Source organism: Rhodococcus sp. 06-1460-1B (assembly GCF_002258475.1).
Classification (GTDB): domain Bacteria; phylum Actinomycetota; class Actinomycetes; order Mycobacteriales; family Mycobacteriaceae; genus Rhodococcoides; species Rhodococcoides fascians.
The window spans coordinates 1-22,573 of record NZ_NOYS01000008.1 but is presented as its reverse complement, the minus strand read 5'-3'; the positions used below and the strand labels follow the sequence as shown (position 1 = coordinate 22,573).

General features: G+C 65.1%; 24 protein-coding genes. 6 read left to right on the top strand and 18 right to left on the bottom strand.

Going from position 1 to position 22,573, the window contains the following annotated elements:
• Positions 1-18 precede the first annotated feature (18 nt).
• The 7 genes from CH268_RS04065 to ssd form a co-directional block, all read right to left on the bottom strand.
• The gene (locus CH268_RS04065; RefSeq protein ID WP_094662490.1) at positions 19-372 is read right to left on the bottom strand and encodes an Rv3654c family TadE-like protein; all 354 of its coding nucleotides are present in this window, start codon (positions 370-372) and stop codon (positions 19-21) included.
• On the bottom strand, positions 369-680 hold the full coding sequence (locus CH268_RS04060) for a TadE family type IV pilus minor pilin (protein WP_094662488.1): 312 nt from the start codon (positions 678-680) through the stop codon (positions 369-371). Before CH268_RS04060 ends, CH268_RS04065 begins: the two co-directional genes overlap by 4 nt.
• A 23-nt stretch (positions 681-703) precedes the next feature.
• Positions 704-907: a DUF4244 domain-containing protein gene (locus CH268_RS04055; protein ID WP_176457836.1), complete on the bottom strand. Its 204-nt coding sequence runs from the start codon at positions 905-907 to the stop codon at positions 704-706.
• Between the two features lie 63 nt (positions 908-970).
• A complete protein-coding gene (locus CH268_RS04050) occupies positions 971-1,543 on the bottom strand; it encodes a type II secretion system F family protein (RefSeq protein WP_094662486.1) in 573 nt (190 codons plus the stop codon).
• Entirely contained in the window at positions 1,540-2,319 is a 780-nt protein-coding gene (locus tag CH268_RS04045) for a type II secretion system F family protein (protein ID WP_032369311.1), read from the bottom strand. The genes CH268_RS04050 and CH268_RS04045 overlap by 4 nt, the downstream gene beginning before the upstream one ends.
• Positions 2,316-3,500 carry a TadA family conjugal transfer-associated ATPase gene (locus CH268_RS04040; RefSeq protein ID WP_176457835.1) on the bottom strand — a complete coding sequence of 395 codons (1,185 nt, stop codon included), beginning with the start codon at positions 3,498-3,500 and terminating at the stop codon, positions 2,316-2,318. Before CH268_RS04040 ends, CH268_RS04045 begins: the two co-directional genes overlap by 4 nt.
• Positions 3,497-4,612: a septum site-determining protein Ssd gene (ssd, locus tag CH268_RS04035; protein WP_094662482.1), complete on the bottom strand. Its 1,116-nt coding sequence runs from the start codon at positions 4,610-4,612 to the stop codon at positions 3,497-3,499. Before ssd ends, CH268_RS04040 begins: the two co-directional genes overlap by 4 nt.
• A gap of 335 nt (positions 4,613-4,947) precedes the next feature.
• Between ssd and CH268_RS04030 the strand changes: the two genes are divergently transcribed.
• Positions 4,948-5,793 carry an HAD-IB family hydrolase gene (locus CH268_RS04030; RefSeq protein ID WP_205914341.1) on the top strand — a complete coding sequence of 282 codons (846 nt, stop codon included), beginning with the start codon at positions 4,948-4,950 and terminating at the stop codon, positions 5,791-5,793.
• 365 nt (positions 5,794-6,158) lie between these two features.
• On the opposite strand, the gene CH268_RS04025 is transcribed toward CH268_RS04030, so the two are convergent.
• The 5 genes from CH268_RS04025 to CH268_RS04005 form a co-directional block, all read right to left on the bottom strand.
• The gene (locus CH268_RS04025) at positions 6,159-6,905 is read right to left on the bottom strand and encodes a hypothetical protein (protein WP_032364740.1); all 747 of its coding nucleotides are present in this window, start codon (positions 6,903-6,905) and stop codon (positions 6,159-6,161) included.
• Between the two features lie 31 nt (positions 6,906-6,936).
• Positions 6,937-8,610, bottom strand: a complete 1,674-nt coding sequence (locus tag CH268_RS04020; protein WP_032369309.1) for an ABC transporter ATP-binding protein — start codon at positions 8,608-8,610, stop codon at positions 6,937-6,939.
• A 1-nt stretch (position 8,611) separates the two neighbouring features.
• Positions 8,612-9,550, bottom strand: coding sequence for an ABC transporter permease (locus tag CH268_RS04015; protein ID WP_032369308.1), 939 nt, complete (start codon positions 9,548-9,550; stop codon positions 8,612-8,614).
• Positions 9,543-10,466 (bottom strand): ABC transporter permease, encoded by a 924-nt coding sequence (locus CH268_RS04010; protein ID WP_032369307.1) that lies wholly within the window; start codon positions 10,464-10,466, stop codon positions 9,543-9,545. Before CH268_RS04010 ends, CH268_RS04015 begins: the two co-directional genes overlap by 8 nt.
• A 147-nt stretch (positions 10,467-10,613) precedes the next feature.
• Positions 10,614-12,236 carry a peptide ABC transporter substrate-binding protein gene (locus CH268_RS04005; protein ID WP_032369306.1) on the bottom strand — a complete coding sequence of 541 codons (1,623 nt, stop codon included), beginning with the start codon at positions 12,234-12,236 and terminating at the stop codon, positions 10,614-10,616.
• Positions 12,237-12,680: 444 nt separating this feature from the next.
• Between CH268_RS04005 and acs the strand changes: the two genes are divergently transcribed.
• Entirely contained in the window at positions 12,681-14,624 is a 1,944-nt protein-coding gene (gene acs / locus CH268_RS04000; RefSeq protein WP_032369305.1) for an acetate--CoA ligase, read from the top strand.
• Between the two features lie 64 nt (positions 14,625-14,688).
• On the opposite strand, the gene CH268_RS03995 is transcribed toward acs, so the two are convergent.
• Positions 14,689-16,059 (bottom strand): MFS transporter, encoded by a 1,371-nt coding sequence (locus CH268_RS03995; protein ID WP_027494486.1) that lies wholly within the window; start codon positions 16,057-16,059, stop codon positions 14,689-14,691.
• Positions 16,060-16,326: 267 nt separating this feature from the next.
• Between CH268_RS03995 and CH268_RS03990 the strand changes: the two genes are divergently transcribed.
• Positions 16,327-16,821: a phage holin family protein gene (locus CH268_RS03990; protein ID WP_032373800.1), complete on the top strand. Its 495-nt coding sequence runs from the start codon at positions 16,327-16,329 to the stop codon at positions 16,819-16,821.
• Between the two features lie 24 nt (positions 16,822-16,845).
• Complete coding sequence (locus CH268_RS03985) at positions 16,846-17,778, top strand: alpha/beta fold hydrolase (protein WP_094662480.1); 933 nt, start codon at positions 16,846-16,848, stop codon at positions 17,776-17,778.
• Positions 17,779-17,788: 10 nt separating this feature from the next.
• Here the strand turns inward: CH268_RS03985 and marP are convergent, their stop codons facing one another.
• Genes marP through nth form a run of 4 tightly spaced genes read right to left on the bottom strand, consistent with a single transcriptional unit; the run spans position 17,789 to position 21,031 of the window.
• Entirely contained in the window at positions 17,789-18,979 is a 1,191-nt protein-coding gene (gene marP / locus CH268_RS03980; protein WP_094662478.1) for an acid resistance serine protease MarP, read from the bottom strand.
• Positions 18,976-19,662, bottom strand: coding sequence for an NUDIX hydrolase (locus CH268_RS03975; RefSeq protein ID WP_032386606.1), 687 nt, complete (start codon positions 19,660-19,662; stop codon positions 18,976-18,978). The genes marP and CH268_RS03975 overlap by 4 nt, the downstream gene beginning before the upstream one ends.
• Before the next feature lie 23 nt (positions 19,663-19,685).
• Positions 19,686-20,294 (bottom strand): TlpA family protein disulfide reductase, encoded by a 609-nt coding sequence (locus tag CH268_RS03970; RefSeq protein ID WP_094662492.1) that lies wholly within the window; start codon positions 20,292-20,294, stop codon positions 19,686-19,688.
• A gap of 50 nt (positions 20,295-20,344) precedes the next feature.
• A complete protein-coding gene (gene nth, locus CH268_RS03965; RefSeq protein ID WP_205912677.1) occupies positions 20,345-21,031 on the bottom strand; it encodes an endonuclease III in 687 nt (228 codons plus the stop codon).
• Positions 21,032-21,204: 173 nt separating this feature from the next.
• On the opposite strand from nth, the gene CH268_RS03960 reads away from it, so the two are divergent.
• The gene (locus CH268_RS03960; RefSeq protein ID WP_094662476.1) at positions 21,205-21,474 is read left to right on the top strand and encodes a hypothetical protein; all 270 of its coding nucleotides are present in this window, start codon (positions 21,205-21,207) and stop codon (positions 21,472-21,474) included.
• A gap of 255 nt (positions 21,475-21,729) precedes the next feature.
• On the top strand, positions 21,730-22,404 hold the full coding sequence (locus tag CH268_RS03955; protein ID WP_027494494.1) for a Crp/Fnr family transcriptional regulator: 675 nt from the start codon (positions 21,730-21,732) through the stop codon (positions 22,402-22,404).
• Here the strand turns inward: CH268_RS03955 and CH268_RS03950 are convergent.
• A partial coding sequence (locus CH268_RS03950) for an integrase core domain-containing protein (protein WP_141215079.1) occupies positions 22,405-22,573 on the bottom strand: 169 nt, incomplete at its 5' end. It abuts the gene before it with no gap.

Sequence of the window (22,573 nt, the reverse complement as noted above, 5' to 3'; positions counted from 1 at the left end):
TCAGGGCGGGGCCCGGACTCACTCCGGCCCCGCCCGCGCCGTCGCGGTGGCGTCGGACATTCCGAAGCGTCCGAGGAACACCGGCTGCCCCACCGTGACGATCACATCCCACTCGTCGATCGTGCACTCCCGCAACTCCGTTCCCATTCGCATCGCCAATGTCCGCGCCGTCTCACAAGCATCGGACACCCCGCGATCGAGTGCGCCCGCCCCGGCCAATGCAGCGAGATCGGCCGCCGACTGCGCCTGATGACGAGCGCCCACCGCCGAACCGACGTGCATCACCATCACCACGACGGCGATCAACGCCGACATCGCCAGCGCCGCCAACACCGTCGCCCCGCCCTCGTCATCACGCACACCTGATTTCATTCCGCTGCAACCGGTTCCGCAGCAGCAACCGCCTCCGCCGACAGCATCAATCCCGGCAGCGGACTCTCCACCTCCACCCGCGCGACGAAGAATTCACCGTCTTCGCGCACCGTGATCCGAGCACCCTCCGGCGCAACCCGCTCCCCTACCGACACAGCCCGGGCCCCATCACCTCTGGCCGCCAATCGAACCGCCTCCCTCGCAGCATCGACACACCCGATGTGCATCGTCACCGACACGATCGCCCCGATACACACCACGATCACTGCGACGATGGACGCGACGGCAATCGCCGCCTCCACCGTCACAGCCCCGTCCTCACCGCCCGGAATCAGACGGTTGTGTTGAGCGCTCGATCGATGATCCCCGTCAGCGCGGTCACGATGCTGTCCCCGGTCACCACCGTGTAGAGGACCGCGCCGAATGCCGCGGCGGCGATGGTGCCGATCGCGTACTCCGCGGTCGACATACCGTCGTCCTCCACACCGAACAATGCGATTCGAGTCTTGATCTCCTGCAGTGCATTTCCCATCATGACGCTTCCCCTCCCAGTATTCCGGCGCGGCGTGTCCGCACCGGACGATTCGTTGTTCGGCGGTCACATCAGACCGCCGCCCAGAACATTGCCCGCAAGGCCGATCACCACGGGCACGATGCCCAGGCAGATGAAGGCCGGCAGAAAGCACAAGCCCAGCGGTCCGCTGATCAGCACACCGGCCCGTTCGGCCGCTGCCGCCGACGCGTCCTCGGCCCGAGTTCGTTGAATAGCAGCCAGTTCCGTCATCGCCGACGCCATGGACGACCCGGCCCGGGCGGATCGTCGCGCCATCCGTGCCAGCGCCTCGGTCTCCGGATCCTTCGCCACTGCGTCCCACGCCGTCGCTGCATCGGCCCCCAGCTCGAGTAGATCGGCGGCCTTGCGCAGAGCGATACCGAATGCGGGCGGAGCGGAGTGGGCTGCGGCCGCCGCGGCAGTCGAGATCGGGAGTCCGGAACGCAAACACGCAGCGAGAAGGTCGAACGTCGTCGCCACGGCGAGCGGATCGGGTCCGGAGTCGTCGACGGCTTCTGCCGTCGAAAGCCCTGCAACCTCTACTCGCGCCAAACCGCCGCGGGCAGCGGGGACGACGATCAAAGCCGTTGCCAGACAGAGCGTGATCGCCCACGTCATGTCGTCACCTTGCCGGTGATCGCATCGGTCCACAGCAGACCTGCGCAACCGAGAGCGGTTCCGATGAGGAGCAGGATTCCGCCCAGCCCGCCGCCCAGCAGTATGCGCAGTGGATCGGCCCCCATCAGTTGTCCGAGCGCGACCCCAAGAACGGGCAGTCCAGCCAACACCAATGCAGTAGCGCGGGCCCCTGCAAGCGAGGCCTCGGTTCGTTCCCGGAATCGCCGACGTCCGAGCAGATCCTCGCGCACGGCGTCGAGCAACTCGGCGAGTGCGAGGCCGTGTTCGTCGGCCACCCGCCATGCCGCGGCCAAGCGGTCCAGTTCGGGGTTCAACAGCGGATCCGACGCGGCTATCCCGTCGGCAGCGCGTCCACCGAGTCGCGATCTGGACGCAGCACCGCGCAGCGCCTCCGAGGCGATCCCGCCGCACTCGTCCGCAGCCACTTCGCCGGCCGTCGCCGGGTGCGCACCGACCCGCAGTTCACCGATGACCACTTCGACTCCGGTTGCCAACCAATCCAATTCGGCCGTCCGTCGGGCGCGCACGGTGCGACGGCGATGTCGGTGCCATCCGGTACCGCCCGCCACGAACAGAGCCGCCGCGCCCCACGGACCGCCGATCCAGAACATGCCCACGGCCAACACCGACGCAACAGCCACAGGGAACGCCCACCCAGGAACCCCGCCGGCACCTCTACCGCGGCACGATAGTCGGCGAGAGCGGCTGGGCCACAGCGTAAATGCAGCGGCCAGAACGCACAGAGCGGCCGTCATCGCATCTCGCCACAGCGCCGAGCGAGCAGTTCGTGCAGTCCGCGCTGCCCGGGCACGGCGTCGGATTCAGCGGACCACGCCGGCACAATGTGGACACGGCCTGTCGAATCCACCTCCACCAGTCCGATCTCCCGCAATCTGCGCGTGCCGTCGGCGCTCCGGTGGACGTGCAGGACGACCTGGACGGCCGCCGCGAGTTGACTGTGCAGGGCGTCGCGACCCATTCCACCCAGTGCGGCAAGGGCTTCGAGGCGAGCGGGTACTTCCGAGGGCGAATTGGCATGGATGGTTCCGGCACCGCCGTCGTGCCCGGTGTTGAGCGCCGTCATCAGGTCGATCACCTCGGCCCCGCGCACCTCACCGACGACGAGCCGATCGGGTCGCATCCGTAGTGCCTGGCGAACCAATTGCCGAACCGACACCTCGCCCACACCTTCGACGTTCGGAGCACGGGCCACCAGACGCACCACATGAGGATGGGCCGGTGCCAACTCGGCCGCGTCCTCCACGCAGACGATTCGTTCGGCCGGGTCGACCTCGCCCAGCAGAGCAGCCAGAAGCGTAGTCTTTCCAGCGCCGGTACCTCCGACGACCAGAAACGCCAAGCGCGCGAGCACAATCCGCGCGAGCAGATCGTAGCCCTCCTCGGTCACCGCACCGGACGCCCGGAGCGCGGCGAGTCCCTGGGTAGCAGGGCGGAGCACTCGCAACGACAGGCAGGTTCCACCGCTCGCCACCGGTGCCAGCACCGCGTGCAGACGGACCCCGAACGCTCCCTGTCCGACGCCGGGTAATCGGCCGTCGACCCACGGCTGCGCATCGTCCAATCGCCGACCGGCCGAGAGCGCGAGCCGCTGCGCCAGCCGCCTGACCGCGGCTTCGTCGACGAACTGAACTCCGGTGCGTTCCAGTCCTCTACCGCGATCGATCCACACCTGATCCGGCGCCGTGACCAGGACATCGGTCACCCCTGGCTCGGACAGGAGCGGCTCCAACGGTCCTGCTCCGGTGAGCTCGGTCTGCAGAATACGCAGTGCCGCAAGCATATCGGTGTCACCGATGACTCCCCCGGCCTCGGTGCGGATTGCTGCGGCAACGGTGGCGGGCACCGGAGACTGTGCCGAAGCAGCCAGCCGATCTCGTACGCGGTCGAGCAATTCGGCGGTGACGACTGCGCTCATGCGGCCCACCGCTGACCACCGGGCTTGTGCGCGAACGTATCGAGGACCACAGTGGCCGCCGCCGCCAGCGGTGATCGGCGTCCGAGAGCAAGCCCGCCACGCTCGAGACGCTCGGCCAACCCCGGCTCGGCCCGCATGGACGTCAGGAGCGACAGGTCGAGGGCGGCGGCGATGTCCGCGGCCCGCAGTCCCCCGGGTGCTGGCCCACGAACGACCAATCCGACGTTCGGATTGCGACTCGAGATCTCGTCCGCTACTGCTTCTGCCGACGTCACGGCCCGCAATTCCGCAGGCAGCACCAGTACGACGAGGTCGGCTGCGGCGTACAGGGCGTCCGAGAGGTCATCGGAGTGACGCGGGGCGTCGCACACCACGAGATCGCCTCCAGCGCGCCCTGCGTCGAGCACAGCCGCCGCGGCGACGGCCGAGAGTCCGGTTCGCCGGTCGTCGGATCGCCCGAGTGCCAGCACCGACAATCCGTTCTTCGACGGCAGCGCGCCGTGGAGTGCGTCGCCGGATACTCGCCCGCCCTCGACGACGAGGCCGGACCATCGCAAACCTGGGGCGTTTTCCCAGCCGAGCAGCAGATCGAGGCCGCTGCCGTACCGGTCGGCTTCGACCACGAGCGTGCGTTGCCCCGTGCGACTGCTACACAGGCCCAGCGCCGCCGCAAACGTGGACGCACCCGCACCTCCGCGGGCACCGACGACCGCGATGACGCCACCGCCGCCCGGCGATGTGGCGACGGGTTCACCGAGGATGCGAACGAGCGTGTCCTCGTCCGAGGGCAACGACACCACGTGTTCGGCACCGAGCGCTGTGGCCGTCCGCCAATCGTCGAGTGTCGGTGACGCGGCCGTGACCAGAACGACGCCGGGCCGCCGCGGAAATCCGGCTGCGAGCGCCGACTCGGCAGAAAAGAAATCAATCAAAATTATTCCTGGGAATTCCCAAATCGGGCGCGCCGATCCGATACCGACCAGTAAGTTCTGCTCTTCCACAACACAATCCGCGGCTGCCGCGATTCGGTACACGTCCTGACGCAGTCCGTGATGGTCGATCGACATCGACGCGTACGCGTTCGTCCGCCGTGAAATCGGATCCGTTTTCATGGGCCCAAGCGTGCGTGAGAATTCGCTAGAGCGGCGCGCGACTTGGGGAAATGTGGATAGATCGGGCCCTGTGGATGAATATCGGTACCGAGGTACCAGTTTTCGGCCTACCCCGGAAAAGAGGACGACCCTCGCCAGGGGGGGAGGAGGCGAGGGTCGTCTGGTTCAGCCCCGGGGGGTCGGGCTGAACACCGCCCGGAATTAACCGGGCTCGTGGAAAATACTACACCCGTGGACGTCCTTGTTTGCAAGTTCAACCGTCTCAATTTGTGGACTTGTTCGGAGCGAGTCGAGAAGAGAAGTTGCGCGACATCCACCGGTCACCACCGGCCACTATGGTGACAATCGTGACCCTGAGCGCAGACACCGACGACGCCCCCGCCGGCCGACGCGCAGCGCGCGTCGCCGCCTTCTTCGACCTCGACAAAACGATCATCGCGAAGTCCAGCACTCTGGCCTTCAGCAAGCCGTTCTTCGACCAAGGTCTGATCAACCGGCGAGCGGTACTCAAGAGCAGCTATGCGCAGTTCCTGTTCCTGCTCTCCGGTGCCGATCACGACCAGATGGAACGCATGCGCGCGCACATCGCCGGCATGACCGCCGGGTGGGACGTCGAACAGGTGCGAGCAGTGGTGGCCGAAACCCTGCACGACATCGTCGATCCCCTCGTCTTCGCCGAAGCGGCCGATCTGATCGCGGACCACAAGCTTCGCGGACACGACGTGGTGGTCGTCTCGGCGTCGGGCGACGAGATCGTGCACCCCATCGCCGAACTGCTGGGCGCCGACCACAGCATGGCCACGACGATGGTGACCGTCGACGGCAAGTACATCGGTGAGGTCGACTTCTACTGCTACGGCGAGGGCAAGGTAGACGCCATGAAGTCCCTGGCGGCACAACATGATTACGACCTGTCCAAGAGCTACGCCTACTCGGATTCGATCACCGACGTGCCGATGCTGCGGGCGGTCGGCCACCCCACCGCCGTCAATCCAGACCGCGCACTCCGCAAGGAGGCCTCGTCCCTCGGCTGGCCGATTCTGACATTCTCGAACCCCGTTTCGCTGCGCTCCCGCATTCCGAATCCGTCCGGAAAGACCGTAGTAGCCAGTGCTGCAGCAGGTTTCAGCGCCATAGCGGCAGGCGCGATCACCTACGGACTACTCCGCAGAAAACGATGAGCCCAAACCCTTGATGTGAGCGGCGTCACGGGGTACAAATGACGTACGGAAGAACGGAAGGCCAAGAACGAACCGGAAGAGAAGGTTCGCTTCTCCCGACCGCGATTCCCAGCACGGACACCGGCACCCACGCGGAGCTTGCCACCTAATGGCAGAAGCGCTGTGGGCCTGCGATATTCGTGGGTGATCAGCAAGAACCCTGCACCGGTTGCAGGGATGACCTCATCACCGTCGAGTTCTCGCCGAGGCCACGTGGTAGTCCATCACAGCCCACCTGTGCACGCTTGGTAACCAGGCGCTCCGTGCTAACGGGCGGCGACGTCGACGCAAGTCGGCATCGCCGCCCTTTTACGTGTGCACAACTCCTACTGTGCAGCTTCGGCAATCGAAGTCGCTTCTGCCGCACCAGCTTCGAATGCTCCGAGGCAGAGGATCACCCAACTACCGACGCCCGTTGCCGTGCCCTCGGCGAACCCGGCGGCTCCATCCCGGTACGCGTTCGCTCGACGCATCCAGCTCACCTCGGGCACGCCCAGGTTGTGCGGATCGAATCCCGACGATGCGGCCACCAACCTCGATGCAGCACGCGCGACGATGCCGTCGGCAGTTCCGAAAGGCCGCAGCGTCAACAGTTCACCGTGCACAACTGCGGCGATCACCGGAGCCGGCGCGGAGGTTCCACCCGTCACCAACTGCGCAAGCAGATCGAGCCGCTCGCCGATGCCCGCGTCCGTGCGCGGCCGACCGAGCGAGGAAGCGTCGTCGACGAGATCCGCGGCGGCCAACAGATGTAGGCGGGCCAGCGTCTGCAGTGGTGCGCGCTTCCACGTCGACAACGTGTTCTGCAGGGCGTCACCGTCGAGAGCAGCGGCCACTCGCAGCGCACCCGCCAGAATCGGGTCGCCCTCCTCGCCTTCGCGAGGGAAATCCATCGAACCGCCCTCGAGCGCGGAGGACGAACGAGCTGCCCGCACAGCGGCCTCGGCCGCGGTCGCCGGCCACCCACGACGATTGGCCTTGTGCCGATGCACGGCACCGAGGGCATCGCGTGCCCGTTCGGCGGAATCGACAACTCCGGGCAATTCCAGCAGCGGGGCGAGGGGGTCCGTCACGACAGACGACGGTACCCCCTCACCTCACGCTCTACTTCGCCCCTGCCGCCAACAACTCGGCGCGGGCCTGACGACGCTTGGCCTGTTCGGCCGGGTCGGGCACCGGGACGGCTGCGAGCAGCCGCTTGGTGTATTCATTGGTTGGACGACGCAGGATCTGGTCCGTCGTACCGAACTCGGCCAACTTACCCTTGTTCAGGACCGCGATGCGCTTGGCCAGCACCTCCACGACAGCGAGGTCGTGACTGATGAACAAGCACGCGAACCCGTACTCCCGCTGCAGCTCTTTGAACAGCTCGAGCACCTTTGCCTGCACCGACACATCGAGTGCCGACGTCGGTTCGTCGGCCACCAGCAACGTCGGCTCCAAGGCGAGCGCCCGCGCGATACCGACGCGCTGACGCTGGCCGCCGGACAGCTGGTGCGGATAGCGGTTGCGCATGGTCCGCGACAGGTGGACCCGGTCGAGAAGTTCCTCGACCTTCCGATTTCGATCTGCCGCACTGTGCTCGGTGTGCAACAGCATCGGTTCGGCGATCGACTGCCCGATCGGCCAGCGTGGGTTCAGCGACGAACCCGGGTCCTGAAACACGATGCCGACCTTGCTGCGCACCGACCGCAGTTCGCGATTCGACATGTTCGTGATATCGACACCACCGATCGATAACGAGCCGCCGGTGAGCTTGTTGAGCCCCACCACAGCCTTGCCGATCGTGGACTTACCCGAGCCGGATTCACCGACCAGGCCGACGACCTCACCCATCTCGATATCGAGGCTGACGCCGTCGACAGCCCGGAACACGGTACGGCCCGGGTACTCGATGACACCGTCGACGATGCTCAGTGCGCGAGTGTCCTCGGCCGCCTTCGGTGCGGCGACGGTCCCCGCGGCCACGGACTCGATGCTGCTGCCGAGGTGCGGAACCGACGCGAGCAACTGCTGTGTGTACGGATGCGACGCGTTCTTGAATATTGTTTGCGCCGCATCGGTTTCGACGATGACGCCGTCCTTCATCACCGCGATGCGGTCGGCCATGTCGGCCACCACACCCATGTCGTGGGTGATCAACACGATCGACGCGTCGATGCGGTTCCGGAGATCGCGCATCAGGTCGAGAATCTCGGCCTGCACCGTGACGTCCAGGGCCGTGGTCGGCTCGTCCGCTATCAGTAGCGACGGATCCGAGGACAGCGCCTGGGCGATCATGGCGCGCTGACGCTGACCACCGGAGAGCTGGTGCGGGTAGTAGTCCACCCGAGTCTCCGGATCAGGCATCTCGACAAGCTTGAGGAGCTCGACGGCCCGTGCCTTCGCTTCCTTCTTCGACAAAGAAGTGTGCGCCCGGATGGCCTCGGTGATCTGCCAGCCGATCGAGTAGACCGGATTGAGCGCCGTCATGGGCTCCTGGAAAATCACCGCGACGTTCTTGCCGCGGATGGGTGCGAGCTGCTTCTCGGGCAGCCCGACCAGTTCTTTCTCGCCCAGCACGATGCTGCCCGACACCCGCGAATTATCCGCCAGCAGACCGGGAATGGCCATCGCCGTCGTCGACTTACCCGATCCGGACTCACCGACGATGGCGAGAACTTCGCCTGCGGCGACGGTGAACGAAACGGTGTCGACGGCCTTGCGCCACACCTTTTCGACCTCGAACTCGACCGTCAGATCGGTGACGGTCAGGACCGTGTCCTTCTCAATACTCATGTCAGTTCCGTTTCGGATCGAGTGCGTCACGGAGTGCGTCGCCGAGCATGATGAATGCGAGCACCGTGACCGAGAGGAACGCGGCCGGGAACAGCACCAGGTGCGGCGACGTGAGGAACCTGGCCTGACCGAGGTTGATCTGTAGGCCCCAGGAGATCTCGGGCGCCTGCAATCCGATTCCGAGGAACGTCAGCGTCGCCTCGGCCGCGATGAACGTACCCACCGAGATGGTGGCGTAGATGATCACCGGAGCCAGCGCGTTGGGAAGGATGTGTCGCACCAGAATGCGGTAGGTCGACGCTCCCAATGCCTGTGCCGCCTGGACGTATTCACTGTTCTTGATCGAGATCACCGACGATCGCACCAGGCGCATCGCCGTCATCCAACCGAAGGCCACCAGGGCCAACGACACGGTGAAGATCGTGCGCTGGGCGGTGACGGTGAGCAGGATCAGGGCACCGAGCAGCAGCGGAATTCCGAAGAACACGTCCGTGAAGCGCGCCAGGACGCTGTCGATCGCACCGCCGAAGTAGCCGGCGAGAGCACCGATCAGAACGCCGATGATCAGCACGCCGATCACCGAGAGCACACCGATGGACAGCGAGATCCGCGCACCGTAGATGACGTTGGCGTAGTAGTCGCAGCCCTGGATGTCGGTGCCGAACCAGTGTGCTGCACTGGGTTTTTGACCGGAATTCGACAGCGAACACACTCGCGGGTCGATGCCGCGGGCGAACAGTTGCGGGAACACCGCCATGACCAACAGCACCAGCAGCAGGAACGTGCCGATGATGAAGAACGGGCTCTTACGCAAGAACTTCCACGCGTTACCCCAGAGGCTTGCCTGACCGACAAGATCGACGGCCTCCCCGGTGGCGACATTTCCGGGCTGACCCTCCTCGGCGAGGTGGCGAGCTGCGCTCGAATCTTCCTTATTCATAACGAATCCTTGGATCGAGTACCGCGTAGAGAACATCCACCACGAGGTTGAAGAAGATGTAGAAGAACACGAAGAGCGTCACGATGCCGACGACGACGGCCCCCTCCTGGCGAGCCAGCCCGTCGTAGATCGCGCGACCGAGCCCGGGGAGGTTGAACACCGTCTCGGTCACGATCGCACCGCCGAGCAATCCGCCGACATCGGCACCGATGAAGGTGACCACAGGAATGAGCGAATTCCGCAGTGCATGGCGAACGATGATGCGACGGTTGCTGATTCCCTTGGACTTGGCGGTGCGGATGTAATCGGCAGCCATGGATTCGGCCACCGACGTACGCGTCAGACGAGCGACGTAGGCCATCGACAGCGACGCGAGCACCAGGCCGGGAAGCAGGTAACTGGACCACCCGTCGTTGATGCCGGAGATGGGAAAGATACCCAGCTTGAGCCCCAGCGTGAACTGCGCGATGAAGCCGAGTACGAACACGGGCACCGAGACCAGCAGCGTCGTCGAGATGAGCACCAGGTTGTCGAAGAAAGATCCGCGCTTCAGTGCGGCCAGCACGCCTGCCGCGATACCCATGACGGTCTCGATGACGACGGCGACGATGGTCAACCGGACCGTCACCGGAAGTGCCCGCTCGATGGTGTCGAGGACGGGACGGCCGGAGAAGTCGGTTCCGAAGTCGCCCTGGAAGAAGCCTGCGATGTACTTGAAGTATTGGACGAACAGATTGTCGTCGAGGTTGAACTCGTCTCGCAGCTGGGCGACGACGCCGGGTGCGAGGGGACGGTCTCCAGCAAGGGCGCGGATGGGATCACCCGGCAGCGCGTAGACCATCGCGAAGATCAAGAACGAGGAGCCGATCAGGACGGGAATCGTCAGCAGTAATCGGCGAGTGATGTAGCGACCCACTGTGTGTCTTCTCCTTGAACAAGGGACGAACCTGCGCCTCGGGTCTTGCCGGCGCAGGTCGGTGTGGGACGGTTACGCCCCACGGTTGAACGAGACCCGGTGGGTGACAACCGATTACGCCTGGTTGCCACCCACCTGGGCGCGCCGTCAGCTGACTACGACGTCTTCGAGGATGATGTTGCCTCGGTTGTCGATCTTGACGTCGGAGACGCGGTCGGACCACACGGCCTGGTTCAGGCCGTAGAACAGCGGGGTCGCGGGCATCTGGTCGATCAGGATGTCCTCGGCCTTCTGGTAATCCGCCGCTGCAGCGTCGATGTCCTCCGCGTTGTTGCCCTCGGCCAACGCGGCGTCGAATGCCGGGTCGTTGAAGAAGACGTAGTTGCTACCGGCCGGCGGGGTTGCCGCAGCCGAGTAGAGCGGGGACAGGAAGTTGTAGATCGACGGGTAATCCATGATCCAACCCGAACGGAACGGGCCGGTCATGCCCTTGGCGTCCTGCAGCGGCAGGTACTGCGCGAACTGGAGGTCACCGCGCAGTGCGTAGTTCACGCCCAGGTTGTCACGCAGCTGGTTGCCCACCGCGGTCATCCACGAATCGTGGCCCGCACCTGCGTTGAACCACAGGTCCACCGGCTGGCTGCGGTCGAACCCGGCCTCGTCGAGCAGACGGTTGGCCTCGTCGGGGTTGAGTTCGCAGTTGGCACCACAGGCGTCCTCGCGGTAACCGTCCACGACGGGCGAGGCGAAAGAACCTGCCGGAGTACGGGTATCGGTGAAGATAGCGGTTGCGATGGCCTGACGATCGATGGCCATCGAGAATGCCTTACGCACGTTCGGATCCTGGAAGCGCGGATCGTACGTCGGGAACCCGAGAGAGGTGATGTCGGGACGTGCACGCTCGCCGTACCGGTCACCGAACTGATCCCGCGCGGTGGCCCACGCGTCCTCGGGCAGATCGAGCATGACGTCGAGTCCGCCGCCCTGAACATCGTTGTAGCCGGTGTTCAGCTCGGTGTAGACCTTGAAGTTGACGCCTGCGGACTTGGCGGCGTTGTCGCCTGCGTAGTCGTCGTACTTCGTAACGGTGAATCCCTGTCCCGGAACGAAGTCCGAGTCGGCCTTGAACGGGCCGTTACCGATCGGGCGAGCACCGAAAGCGTCGGGGTCGGCGTAGAACGCCTCCGGCAGCGGATCGAATGCGGTGTAGCCCAGCGTCAGTGGGAAGATGGCGAACGGTCCGTTGAGCTTGACGGTGAAGGTCGTGTTGTCGACGACGTTCAGTCCACTCAATTCGGTTGCAACAGGTTCTGCGGTGTCACTGCCCTGCAGATCTGCGTAGCCCTCGATGTTCTCGAAGAAGTACGACGCACCGAATGCGTTGGTGCTGAGCGCGTTGTAGCTCCACGCCTTGGTGTAGGACTCGGCGGTGACCGGCGTGCCGTCGTGGAAGGTCCAGCCATCCTTGAGCTTGATGGTCCACGTCGTGTTGTCCTCGGATTCGACGGACTCGGCAACGCCGTTGTACTCGACACTGTTGTCGTCGTCGTTGAACGTCACCAGTGGAGTGAACAGCGCCTCGAGAACCTGGCTGCCCTCGCTCTCGGTGGTGTTACCGGGAATCAGCGGGTTCTCCGGCTCGCCGATGTAGATGCTGTAGACCCCATCGGCACTGCCGCCGGAGCTCGAGCCCCCACCGCCACAAGCGGCGAGCAAGCTCGCACTCATCAGCACAGCCGTGGTGACTACCGCGGCACGTTTGATACGCAAGGAAATCCTCCATCCAGATGTGAACACGGGGTCGTCCGTGCTCAGTTCCTCGGGCGCGACGCCCGGGGATTCGTGGGCGACCGCAAGACACGGCCTGTGAGCCGTACCAACGATCTGATGGAACGAACTTTAGACACATCCTGAAACGAACATGTGAACTCCCCCGGGTTTTGTTGACCGGCGAGTAAGTCGGAAACATGATCGAAACGTTTCGGCAAGTCGATTTCTCACAGTGCGGGCAGAGCCGCCGAGACAGCCTCCCGTCGACGACGGCGATGACCGTCCATCGTGCGGAAACAACCGATCACCGCAGATCAAGGGGTTGCAGCCGATTGCAACGGTGCGATCGCCATCACATGTGACTACCCTCACTAGGGGCTCGAGACCGGCCTGTAAGTGCCGTTTCATGGGCGAAAAGCATCGGACGAAAGAGAGCTATTCGAGATGACGACCAGTACCTCCGGCAGCGACGAGACCGCGGTTGCCTCCTACGCACCCTCGGCCGAGTTCGCGGCGCAGGCGAACGCTCAGGCAGATCTGTACGCCGCCGCGGAGAAGGACCGGCTCGCGTTCTGGGCGGAGCAGGCCCGCCGGCTGCACTGGCACACCCCGTTCACCGAGGTACTCGACTGGTCCGACGCCCCCGTCGCGAAATGGTTCGCCGACGGCGAGCTCAACGTCGCTTACAACTGCGTCGACCGCCACGTCCTCGACGGCCACGGCGACCAGGTCGCCATCCACTGGGAAGGTGAACCCGGCGACAGCCGCGACATCACCTACTCCGATCTGCTCGCCGACGTCAGCCAGGCCGCCAACACCCTGACCGAACTCGGCCTCGTCTCCGGCGACCGCGTCGCGATCTACATGCCGATGATCCCCGAGGCCATCGTCTCGATCCTCGCCTGTGCACGCCTCGGTCTGACCCATTCGGTCGTCTTCGCCGGGTTCTCGGCCACCGCACTGCGCTCGCGCATCGACGACGCCGAAGCCAAACTCGTCATCACCACCGACGGCCAGTGGCGACGCGGCAAGCCCGCCCCCATCAAGGACACCGTCGACGAAGCCGTGGACGGAGCCGCCTCCATCCGGAACGTTCTGGTCGTCAAGCGCACCGACTCCGACGTCGCCTGGACCGAGGGACGCGACCTGTGGTGGCACGAGACCGTCGCGAAAGCGTCGAAAGAGCATGAGGCGCAGCCGTTCCCGGCCGAGCACCCCCTGTTCATCCTCTACACCTCGGGTACGACGGGTAAGCCCAAGGGCATCATCCACACCTCCGGTGGTTACCTGACGCAGACCTCGTACACCCACCACAACGTCTTCGACCACAAGGCCGGCACGGACGTCTACTGGTGCACCGCCGACATCGGCTGGGTCACCGGACACTCCTACATCGTCTACGGACCGCTCTCCAACCGCGCCACGCAGGTCGTCTACGAGGGCACGCCCAATTCGCCCGACGAGCACCGGCACTGGAACGTCATCGAAAAGTACAAGGTGTCGATCTATTACACCTCCCCCACCCTGGTGCGCACATTCATGAAGTGGGGCAAAGAGATTCCCGAGGCACACGATCTGTCCTCGATCCGCCTGCTCGGGTCCGTCGGCGAGCCCATCAACCCCGAGGCGTGGCGCTGGTTCCGCGACGTCGTCGGCGGCGGCAGCGCACCGATCGTCGACACCTGGTGGCAGACCGAGACCGGCGCGATCATGATCTCCCCGCTCCCCGGCGTCACATCCACCAAGCCCGGCTCGGCAATGACTCCGCTGCCCGGTATCTCGGCCAAGATCGTCGACGACGACGCCAAGCCACTGGGCAACGGCGGCAACGGATACCTCGTTCTCTCCGAGCCGTGGCCGGCGATGCTCCGCGGGATCTGGGGCGACATGGACCGCTACAAGGACACCTACTGGTCCCGCTACGCCGAGGAAGGCTGGTACTTCGCCGGTGACGGTGCCAAATATGACGAGGACGGCGCCCTGTGGGTCCTCGGCCGCGTCGACGACGTCATGAACGTCTCGGGCCACCGCATCTCCACGTCGGAAGTGGAGTCGGCACTGGTCAGTCATCACAGTGTCGCCGAGGCTGCCGTCGTCGGTGCCGCCGACGAGACCACCGGTCAGGGCATCGTCGCGTTCGTCATCCTGCGCGGCGGCGAGGAGAACACCGGCGACGCATTGATCGCCGAACTCAAAGCTCAGGTTTCCAAGGAGATTTCGCCGATCGCGCGGCCACGAGAGATTTCCATCGTGCCGGAGTTGCCGAAGACCAGGTCGGGCAAGATCATGCGCCGCCTGCTCCGTGACGTGGCCGAGGGCCGCGAACTCGGTGACGTCTCCACCCTCGTCGACCCGAAGGTGTTCGAGGCGATCAAGAAGGGCCGCTAGCGCTCCCATGTGAGTGGAACCTCGTAGCCCACTACGAGGTTCCACTCACATGCGGCGCAGCCGCTCAGACGCTGTCGAGCGACTGGTCTCGCGTTTCCTTCATGATGATCAGCGAGATCAGGGTCAGCGCAGCGGCGATGGCGAGATAGACGCCCACCCAGCCGACGCCGTAGGAACTCACCAGCCAGGTTGCGATGAACGGGGCCACTGCGGCACCGAGGATCGACGCGGTGTTGTACGAAATTCCCGAGCCCGTGTAGCGCACGTTCGTCGGAAACAGTTCCGGTAGAACGGCACTCATGGGCCCGAACGTCAGGCCCATCAGTCCCAGGCCGACGCACATGAACACCAGCATCTTGCCTGCCGACGCGGACGACGGGTCGGCGAACCAGTGGAACGACAGACCGAACAGCACGATCGCCGCGGTGATGACGATGAGCGTGGGGCGGCGGCCGTACTTGTCGGCGAGCAGCCCGGCGACCGGGATCAGCGCTGCGAAGAACAGCACCGCGATGAGCTGGAGCTCCAGGAAGTCCGTGTACGGAATCGCGAGCTTGGGCCCGTTGACGTCGGCCACCTTGCCTGTTCCGTAACTGACCACCCACGTCGTCATGATGTAGAAGAGCGTGTACGTGGCGAGCATGACGAACGTGCCGATGATCAGCTGACGCCAGCTCGTCTTGAACACCTGGGCCAACGGGGTCTTGACCTTCTGGCCGCGCTCGACCGCCAGCTTGAACACCGGCGTCTCCTCGAGCTTGAGGCGGACGTACAGGCCGATGATCACCATGATCGCGCTGAGCAGGAACGGGATGCGCCAGCCCCACGTGAGGAACGCATGGTCGGTGCCGGAGTTCGCGGAGTCGTAGCCGGTCGCGATGACGATGAGCAGGAAGATGCCGTTGGCGAAGAAGAAGCCGATCGGCGCGCCCAGCTGCGGGTACATCGCCGCCCAGGCTCGCTTGCCCGGCTTCGCGGTTTCGGTAGCCAGTAGCGCCGCACCACTCCATTCGCCGCCGAGGCCGACGCCCTGAGTGAAGCGCATCAGCGCCAACAGAGCCGGTGCCCACAGACCCGCCGCGGCGTAGGTCGGCAGGAGCCCGATCGCGAACGTCGCGACACCCATCGTCAGCAGGGACCCGACGAGGGTGGCCTTGCGTCCGATGCGATCACCGAAGTGGCCGAACAGAATCGAGCCGATGGGTCGCGCTACGAACGCCAAACCGAACGTCGCGAACGACGCCAGCAGCGCGGTCGTGTCGTTGCCCGCGGGGAAGAACAGGCGGGGGAAGACGAGCACTGCGGCCGTTGCATAGATATAGAAGTCGAAGAACTCGATGGACGTCCCGACCATCGAGGCGATGACGATTCGGGACCGAGGCACCTGAGGTGCGGGAATTGCGCCGTCGTCCGTGACGGCGTGTGGTGAACTCACGAGTGCTCCTGAAGGGGAAAGTTCCCTGAAAATTACCTGATGAACACCTGAGAATTTCACGCCCCCGGGCCGTTCGTTGCCGATTCGTGCAACATTCCCGTGTTTGTCGCGACGGGCGGAGAGGTAACCGACGACGGGCCGAGCGTCGCTCGGCCGCCGCGGGACAGATAATCTGCTACTTAGGCACTACTGTCGATACGATCTTCCGCAACACCGAGCAGAGCGATCACCGCAATACCGAGCACAGCGATTACAAGGGGTCGAGAGTTGAGCGTCAGCAATGACAAGGGATACGGCAACGGCGTCCCGAACACGATTTCGTCGATACCTCTCACCGATGTCGATGCCCGCACACCCGGTAGCGCGAGCATCGGAAACCTCGTCAAGGACGCCACGACTCAGGTCTCGACGCTGGTGCGTGCCGAGGTGGCCCTCGCCAAGGCCGAGGTCACCGGCGAGGTCAAGAAGGGTCTGCAGGGCAGCGTCTTCTTCATCGTCGCGCTGACGGTGCTGCTGTTCAGCTCGTTCTTCTTCTTCTTCTTCGCCGCCGAACTCCTCGACGTGTGGCTCTACCGTTGGGCCTCGTTCCTCATCGTCTTCGTGTTCATGGTGCTGGTTGCCGGCCTGTTCGGGTTCCTCGGCTACCGCAGGGTCAAGAAACTGCGCAAGCCCGAGAAGACCATCGACTCCCTCAAGCAGGCGTCGACCGTGCTGCCCAACCAGCACGAGAGCATTCCCGGAATCCCCGGCTACAAGAAGTAGACGACGCCCGGCGAGTCGAGCAGTATGAATCATCCCGATCCGTCCACGGTCCGTTACCCGGGACAGTGGATCCATCGCGACATCCATGCCAACGGAATCCGGTTCCACACCGTGGAGGTCGGCGAGCATGCTCCCGATGCCCCGCTGGTGGTGCTGCTGCACGGCTTCGCCGACTTCTGGTACTCCTGGCATCACCAGCTCGACGCGCTCGCGAGTTCCGGAGTGCGAGCGGTCGCAGTCGACCTCCGCGGCTACGGCGACTCCGACAAGCCCCCACGTGGTTACGACGGATGGACCCTGGCCGGCGACATCGTCGGTCTCGTTCGCGCGCTGGGGTACCCACATGCGACGTTCGTCGGTCATGCCGACGGCGGCCTGGTGTGCTGGGCAAGCTCGGCTCTGCATCCGCGAATGGTCCGCTCCATGGTCCTGATCAATGCACCGCACCCGATCTCGCTACGCCGCGCCGTGCTGAAGGATTCCGAACAGCGCGGTGCTCTGCTGCCGCACTTCGTTCGGTATCAAGTTCCGCTGCGCCCCGAGAAGCTGTTGACGCGCCGAGGGGGCGCGGCAGTGGAGGAGTTGATGCGCAGCCGCGCCGGGTCGCAGTGGCAGCGCACCGACGATTTCGCCGATACCGCAGGCAAGATGCGCTCGGCCATCCGAATTCCCGGGGCCGCGCACAGCGCACTCGAATATCAGCGCTGGGCGTTCCGTAGCCAGTTCCGCGCCGAGGGCCGACGCTTCATGGACGCCGTCGACGTGAAGACCTCGATCCCCGTCGCGCAGATCAGCGGTGACCTCGATCCGTACGTCCTACCCACCACCCTCGATCGCGATCGGCACTGGGCACCGGGGCTGACCCGTCGAACGGTGCGGGACGTGGGGCACTACGTGCACCAGGAAGCCCCCGACGTGGTGTCCGAGGAAATCCTGCGCGTCGCGCTGAAAAGCTGACGTCCCGCCGTCAGACGATGCAGTCGCCGGTCCCCACACTGACCGGCGCATCGAAGCTGCGGGCGAGCTCGTCCGAGATCTCGGTTGCGGTCAGGACGAATCCGGTATCGGGGTCGTCGACGGCAGCACCGAACACCACACCGAGTACCTCACCGTTCGAATTGACCAGTGGCCCACCGGAATTGCCCTGCCGCACCGATCCGCGAACTGTGTAGACCTCACGTTGAACAGTTCCGGTGCGGTAGATGTCCGGTCCGCTGAGATTGATGATCTCGCGAATGCGCGCTGGGCTCGCCGTGTACGGACCGCCGCCCGGGTAGCCCAACACGATGGCGTCGGATCCGGATTCGGCCGGGTTCGGCGCGAACGGCAACACCGGAGCCTGCAGCTGCGAAACTCGAAGCACTGCAACATCTTCTTCCGGATCGAACAGGACGACGTCGGCGTCGAGAGGGCCGTCCGGAGAATCGACGGTCACCTCGGAGGTACCGGCCACCACGTGGGCGTTGGTCATCACCAGATCCGGCCCGACGACGAAACCCGAACCCTCGAGCGCCTTCTGGCAACTCGGGGCAATTCCGTTGATCTTGATGACGCTCGCCTGCAACGCCACCGGGACGGGGCCTGCGGCGATCCCGGAGTCGGGAGCAGCGACCTCGGCGACCGGAGTGCGTCCGAACGGACCGATGACGTCCGGCAGTCCGGACGTGTCGAGCAGCGCCGAAAATTCCTTGGGCACCTGACGCAGCCACTCGGGTGCCACCTCGTCGACCTTGCCCAGGACCGTCGAGCCACGAACGGCACTGGCCACCTCGGGCTGCGACGAGGACGTCAGCGGAATGGCGAGCAACCATGCGGCAGCGAGCACGGCCGCGGCCTGCAGACCTGCCCCGATCGTGCTGTCGACCGATCTTGCTGAGCGCGAATGTATTCCGCTGCGCAACGCACGACCCAGAACCATGCCGGCCACCTCACCGACGATCACCAACACCACGATCAACGCGATACCGACGAACACCCTCGTGCGTGATCCGTCGACGTGTTCGAGCACGTGCGGTGCCACCAGAATCCCGGCGACGGCACCCAGAACGACTCCCAGAAACGCCAGCGCCGACGCCACCGCCCCCTGTCGCCATCCCGACGTCGCCGCCAGCAGCGCGACGGCGAGCACCGCGATATCGACCCACCCTGAACCCGTCACCGATCGAGCCTCGCTCCTACCGCAGTCAAGCTGGCCTCCAGATCGCGTATATCCCCCGTGTCCCATTCGGACTCCCAGCCCGACACAGCGAGCAGGCCCGCCAGAATACCGCCCGTGAATCCCCACACCAGCATTCCCTGCACCGAGAAGGCCGGGCCCTGGTAGCCGGCGGGGTGACGCACCTGGAATCGGTTGGCTGGATCGAGCAACTCGCGCAGGGGAACTCGCACCACGCGCTCGGTTTCGCCGGCGTCGACGACGCGGACCGGGGTTGGACTCTGCCAGTACGAGAGCACGGGAACCACGTCGAATCGAGACGGCGGCACGTAGATGCCGGGCATCGTCGCGAGCGGTACGACGCCGGCCGGGTCGAGACCGGTCTCTTCCTGGGCCTCGCGCAGCGCCGTTCCGATGGGCCCGTCGTCACCCGGGTCGGTGGCACCGCCGGGGAAGGCGATCTGCCCACTGTGGTCGCGCAAGGTCGACGCCCGCTGGGTCAGCAGAACGTCGGCCTCGGCGGGTAGCCCACCGGGCGCGGTCGGATCGGCGGCAGCCGGACCGCCGAACAGCACCAACACCGCCGCCGAGCGGGTTCGATCGGCTGGCTGCGCCTGTCGTTGCAGTACCGGGTTGATGCCGGTGGTGTCGGTCAGTCCGTTTTCGCTGCCGGCGACGTCGAGCATGCGCCCGAGCCACTCGGGTGCGCTCACGACGCGACTCCGAGGTTCTCGCGGACTGCGTCGGCGATGTCGTCGACGCTTGTGAAGGGTTCGGTCAGCACCTTGGCGACAGTGCCATCCGCAGATATCAAAACGGATACGGGCAACACGTTCGGCGCTTCCGCCGCCGCGGCGACACGTCCGGCACCGTCCTGAACGCCGGGCAGCGTGACGCCGTACTCGGCCAGACGGGTCAGCCCGTTGGACTCGTTGGCATCGTTGTGGACGGTCAACACCGTCACTGCATCACCTGCCCGCTGCGCGTATTGCTGCAGGTAAGGCAACTCCTTCGCGCACGGGCCGCACCAGTAGGCCCAGATGTTGAGCAGTGCGGGTCGCCCGGCCAGAGCCTGCCCGAGGTCGACGGACGAGCCGTCGCCGATGCATTCGAGGGTGATGCCCGTCAACGGGCCTGCTGCAGCGCCCGACGGCGTGGGACATGCGTCGAGACCGGCGGTCTGCCGCAGCGGTCCCAGAGCCTCGGGAGTATCGGCGGCCCGACGCTCGGCCGTCGACGGTCCTTGCTGCCCCAGACCGGGACCATCGGCGCGCTGCGTTGCCGGAGATTCATTGCGTGGCCAGAGGGCATAGACCATCCCGACGACGAGAATGAGCGCGACCAGAGACCAGCGGAGTGCGGCCTTGTTCACGACACGATTCCGGCGAGAGCGAGCAGATGATCGGTCTCGGGACCTCTCACCAGGGCGGCAGCGGTCGCCGGATCGGTCGGGCCGAGGCCGAACGACGGGCAGTCCTTGGCCAGGACGCACACCCCGCACGCCGGCGTGCGGGAGTGGCAGACGCGTCGACCGTGGAAGATGACGCGATGGGAGAGCACGGTCCACTCCTTCCGCTCGATCAACGCGCCGACCGCGTGCTCCACCTTGACCGGGTCCTCTTCTTCGGTCCACTGCCAGCGCCGTACCAGCCGACCGAAGTGGGTGTCGACGGTGATGCCGGGAACGTCGAACGCATTGCCGAGCACGACGTTGGCCGTCTTGCGGCCGATGCCGGGCAACGTCACCAGATCCTTCAACGATGCGGGGACTTCGCCGTCGAAGTTCTCGAGTAACTTCTGACCCAGCCCGATCAGCGAGTTGGCCTTGTTGCGGTAGAAGCCGGTGGTTCGGATGAACTCTTCGAGCTCGGTGCGGTCGGCCTCGGCGTAGTCGCGCGCTGTGCGGTATCTCACGAACAGGGCCGGAGTCACCATGTTGACGCGCTTGTCGGTGCACTGCGCCGAGAGGATGGTCGCGACGGCGAGTTCGAGGGGCGTGGTGAAGTCGAGTTCGCAGTAGACGTGCGGAAACGCGACCCCGAGCGTTCGGTTCATCCGCCGGGCCCGCCGCACGAGGCCGAGTCGCGTCTCCTCGCGTTTGCGCACGTCGGGGCGTTTCGGGGCTGTCGATTCCACGCCACAACTGTACGGACAAGAATGCGTAACGAACTACGCGAGCGCGCCGAGCTGTGTTTGTATCGAGACCTTTTCGGTGTTAACTGGCCGGTATGCAAGGACTCGCCGTGGTGCTCTTTCCGGTACTACTCATGCTCTTCGCACTCGCGATGGAGCGCGTCGAGTTCCGGCTCAGCAAGCTCGGCGTCCGGGAGCACGAAGTAGAGGAATTCCTCGATCAAGCGAGCAAGTCCGAGGTCGCCACACTGGCGAACGAGGGCTTCCCCCACGCCTTGGCTCGGTTCAACACCCGCAAGCGTCACCAGGCTCCTCCGCGCACGATCGACACGCGCGACGGCATGGTCGACCAACGGGCCAGTTGAGCACCCATTTGTCCGCATTCGGATGAATTTACGGTGAACGCGAACAGACGTACCGTTCCTCTGGCAACCTGTGGTGGCGTCGATCACTCGGTTTCGGCCGAGTCGAAGTAGACTCCCCTGAGGTAATTGTTGTGTTTGAACATTGCATCGGCATCGACGCCTGAATCGCAGTGCGATTCGGTGGTGAGACGAGTGTGTACAGACGCCTTCGGGGGTGCGGGTCACCGCATCGCCGACATCCCAAAAGGAGCGCAAGTGGACGACGTCCTGGCACGGGCCGGCATCTTCCAAGGAGTCGAACCCTCTGCGGTTGCGGCACTGACGAAGCAGCTGCAGCCTGTCGATTTCCCCCGGGGACACGTGGTGTTCAACGAGGGTGAGCCCGGAGACCGGCTCTACATCATCGTTTCCGGCAAGATCAAGCTCGGGCGACGCTCCCCCGACGGCCGCGAGAACTTGCTGACGATCATGGGACCGTCGGACATGTTCGGCGAGCTCTCCATCTTCGACCCCGGCCCTCGCACGTCCTCGGCCACCACGGTTACCGAGGTGCGCGCAGTCAGCATGGACCGCGCGGCCCTCAAGGACTGGATCGATCAGCGCCCCGAGATCGCCGAGCAGCTGCTGCGCGTCCTGGCTCGCCGGTTGCGTCGCACCAACAACAACCTGGCCGACCTCATCTTCACCGACGTCCCCGGACGCGTGGCCAAGGCGCTGCTGCAGCTCGCCCAGCGCTTCGGCACCCAGGAAGCGGGATCGCTGCGCGTCACCCACGACCTGACGCAGGAAGAGATCGCTCAGCTCGTCGGAGCGTCACGCGAGACCGTCAACAAGGCATTGGCCGACTTCGCACACCGCGGATGGCTGCGCCTCGAGGGCAAGTCCGTACTGATTTCGGACTCCGAGCGCCTGGCCCGCCGAGCTCGCTAGCTAGTTGTTCTTCCCTGGGACGTTGTGGACGGTCAGTCGCTCGATGGGTGACTTGCCGCCGATGCCTGTGTGGGGTCGGTGGTGATTGTAGTGATGGATCCAGTCTTGGTAGGTCGCCGCTCTGGCTTCGTCGGAGAGGTAGGTGTTCGCGTAGGCCCATTCCTGGTTG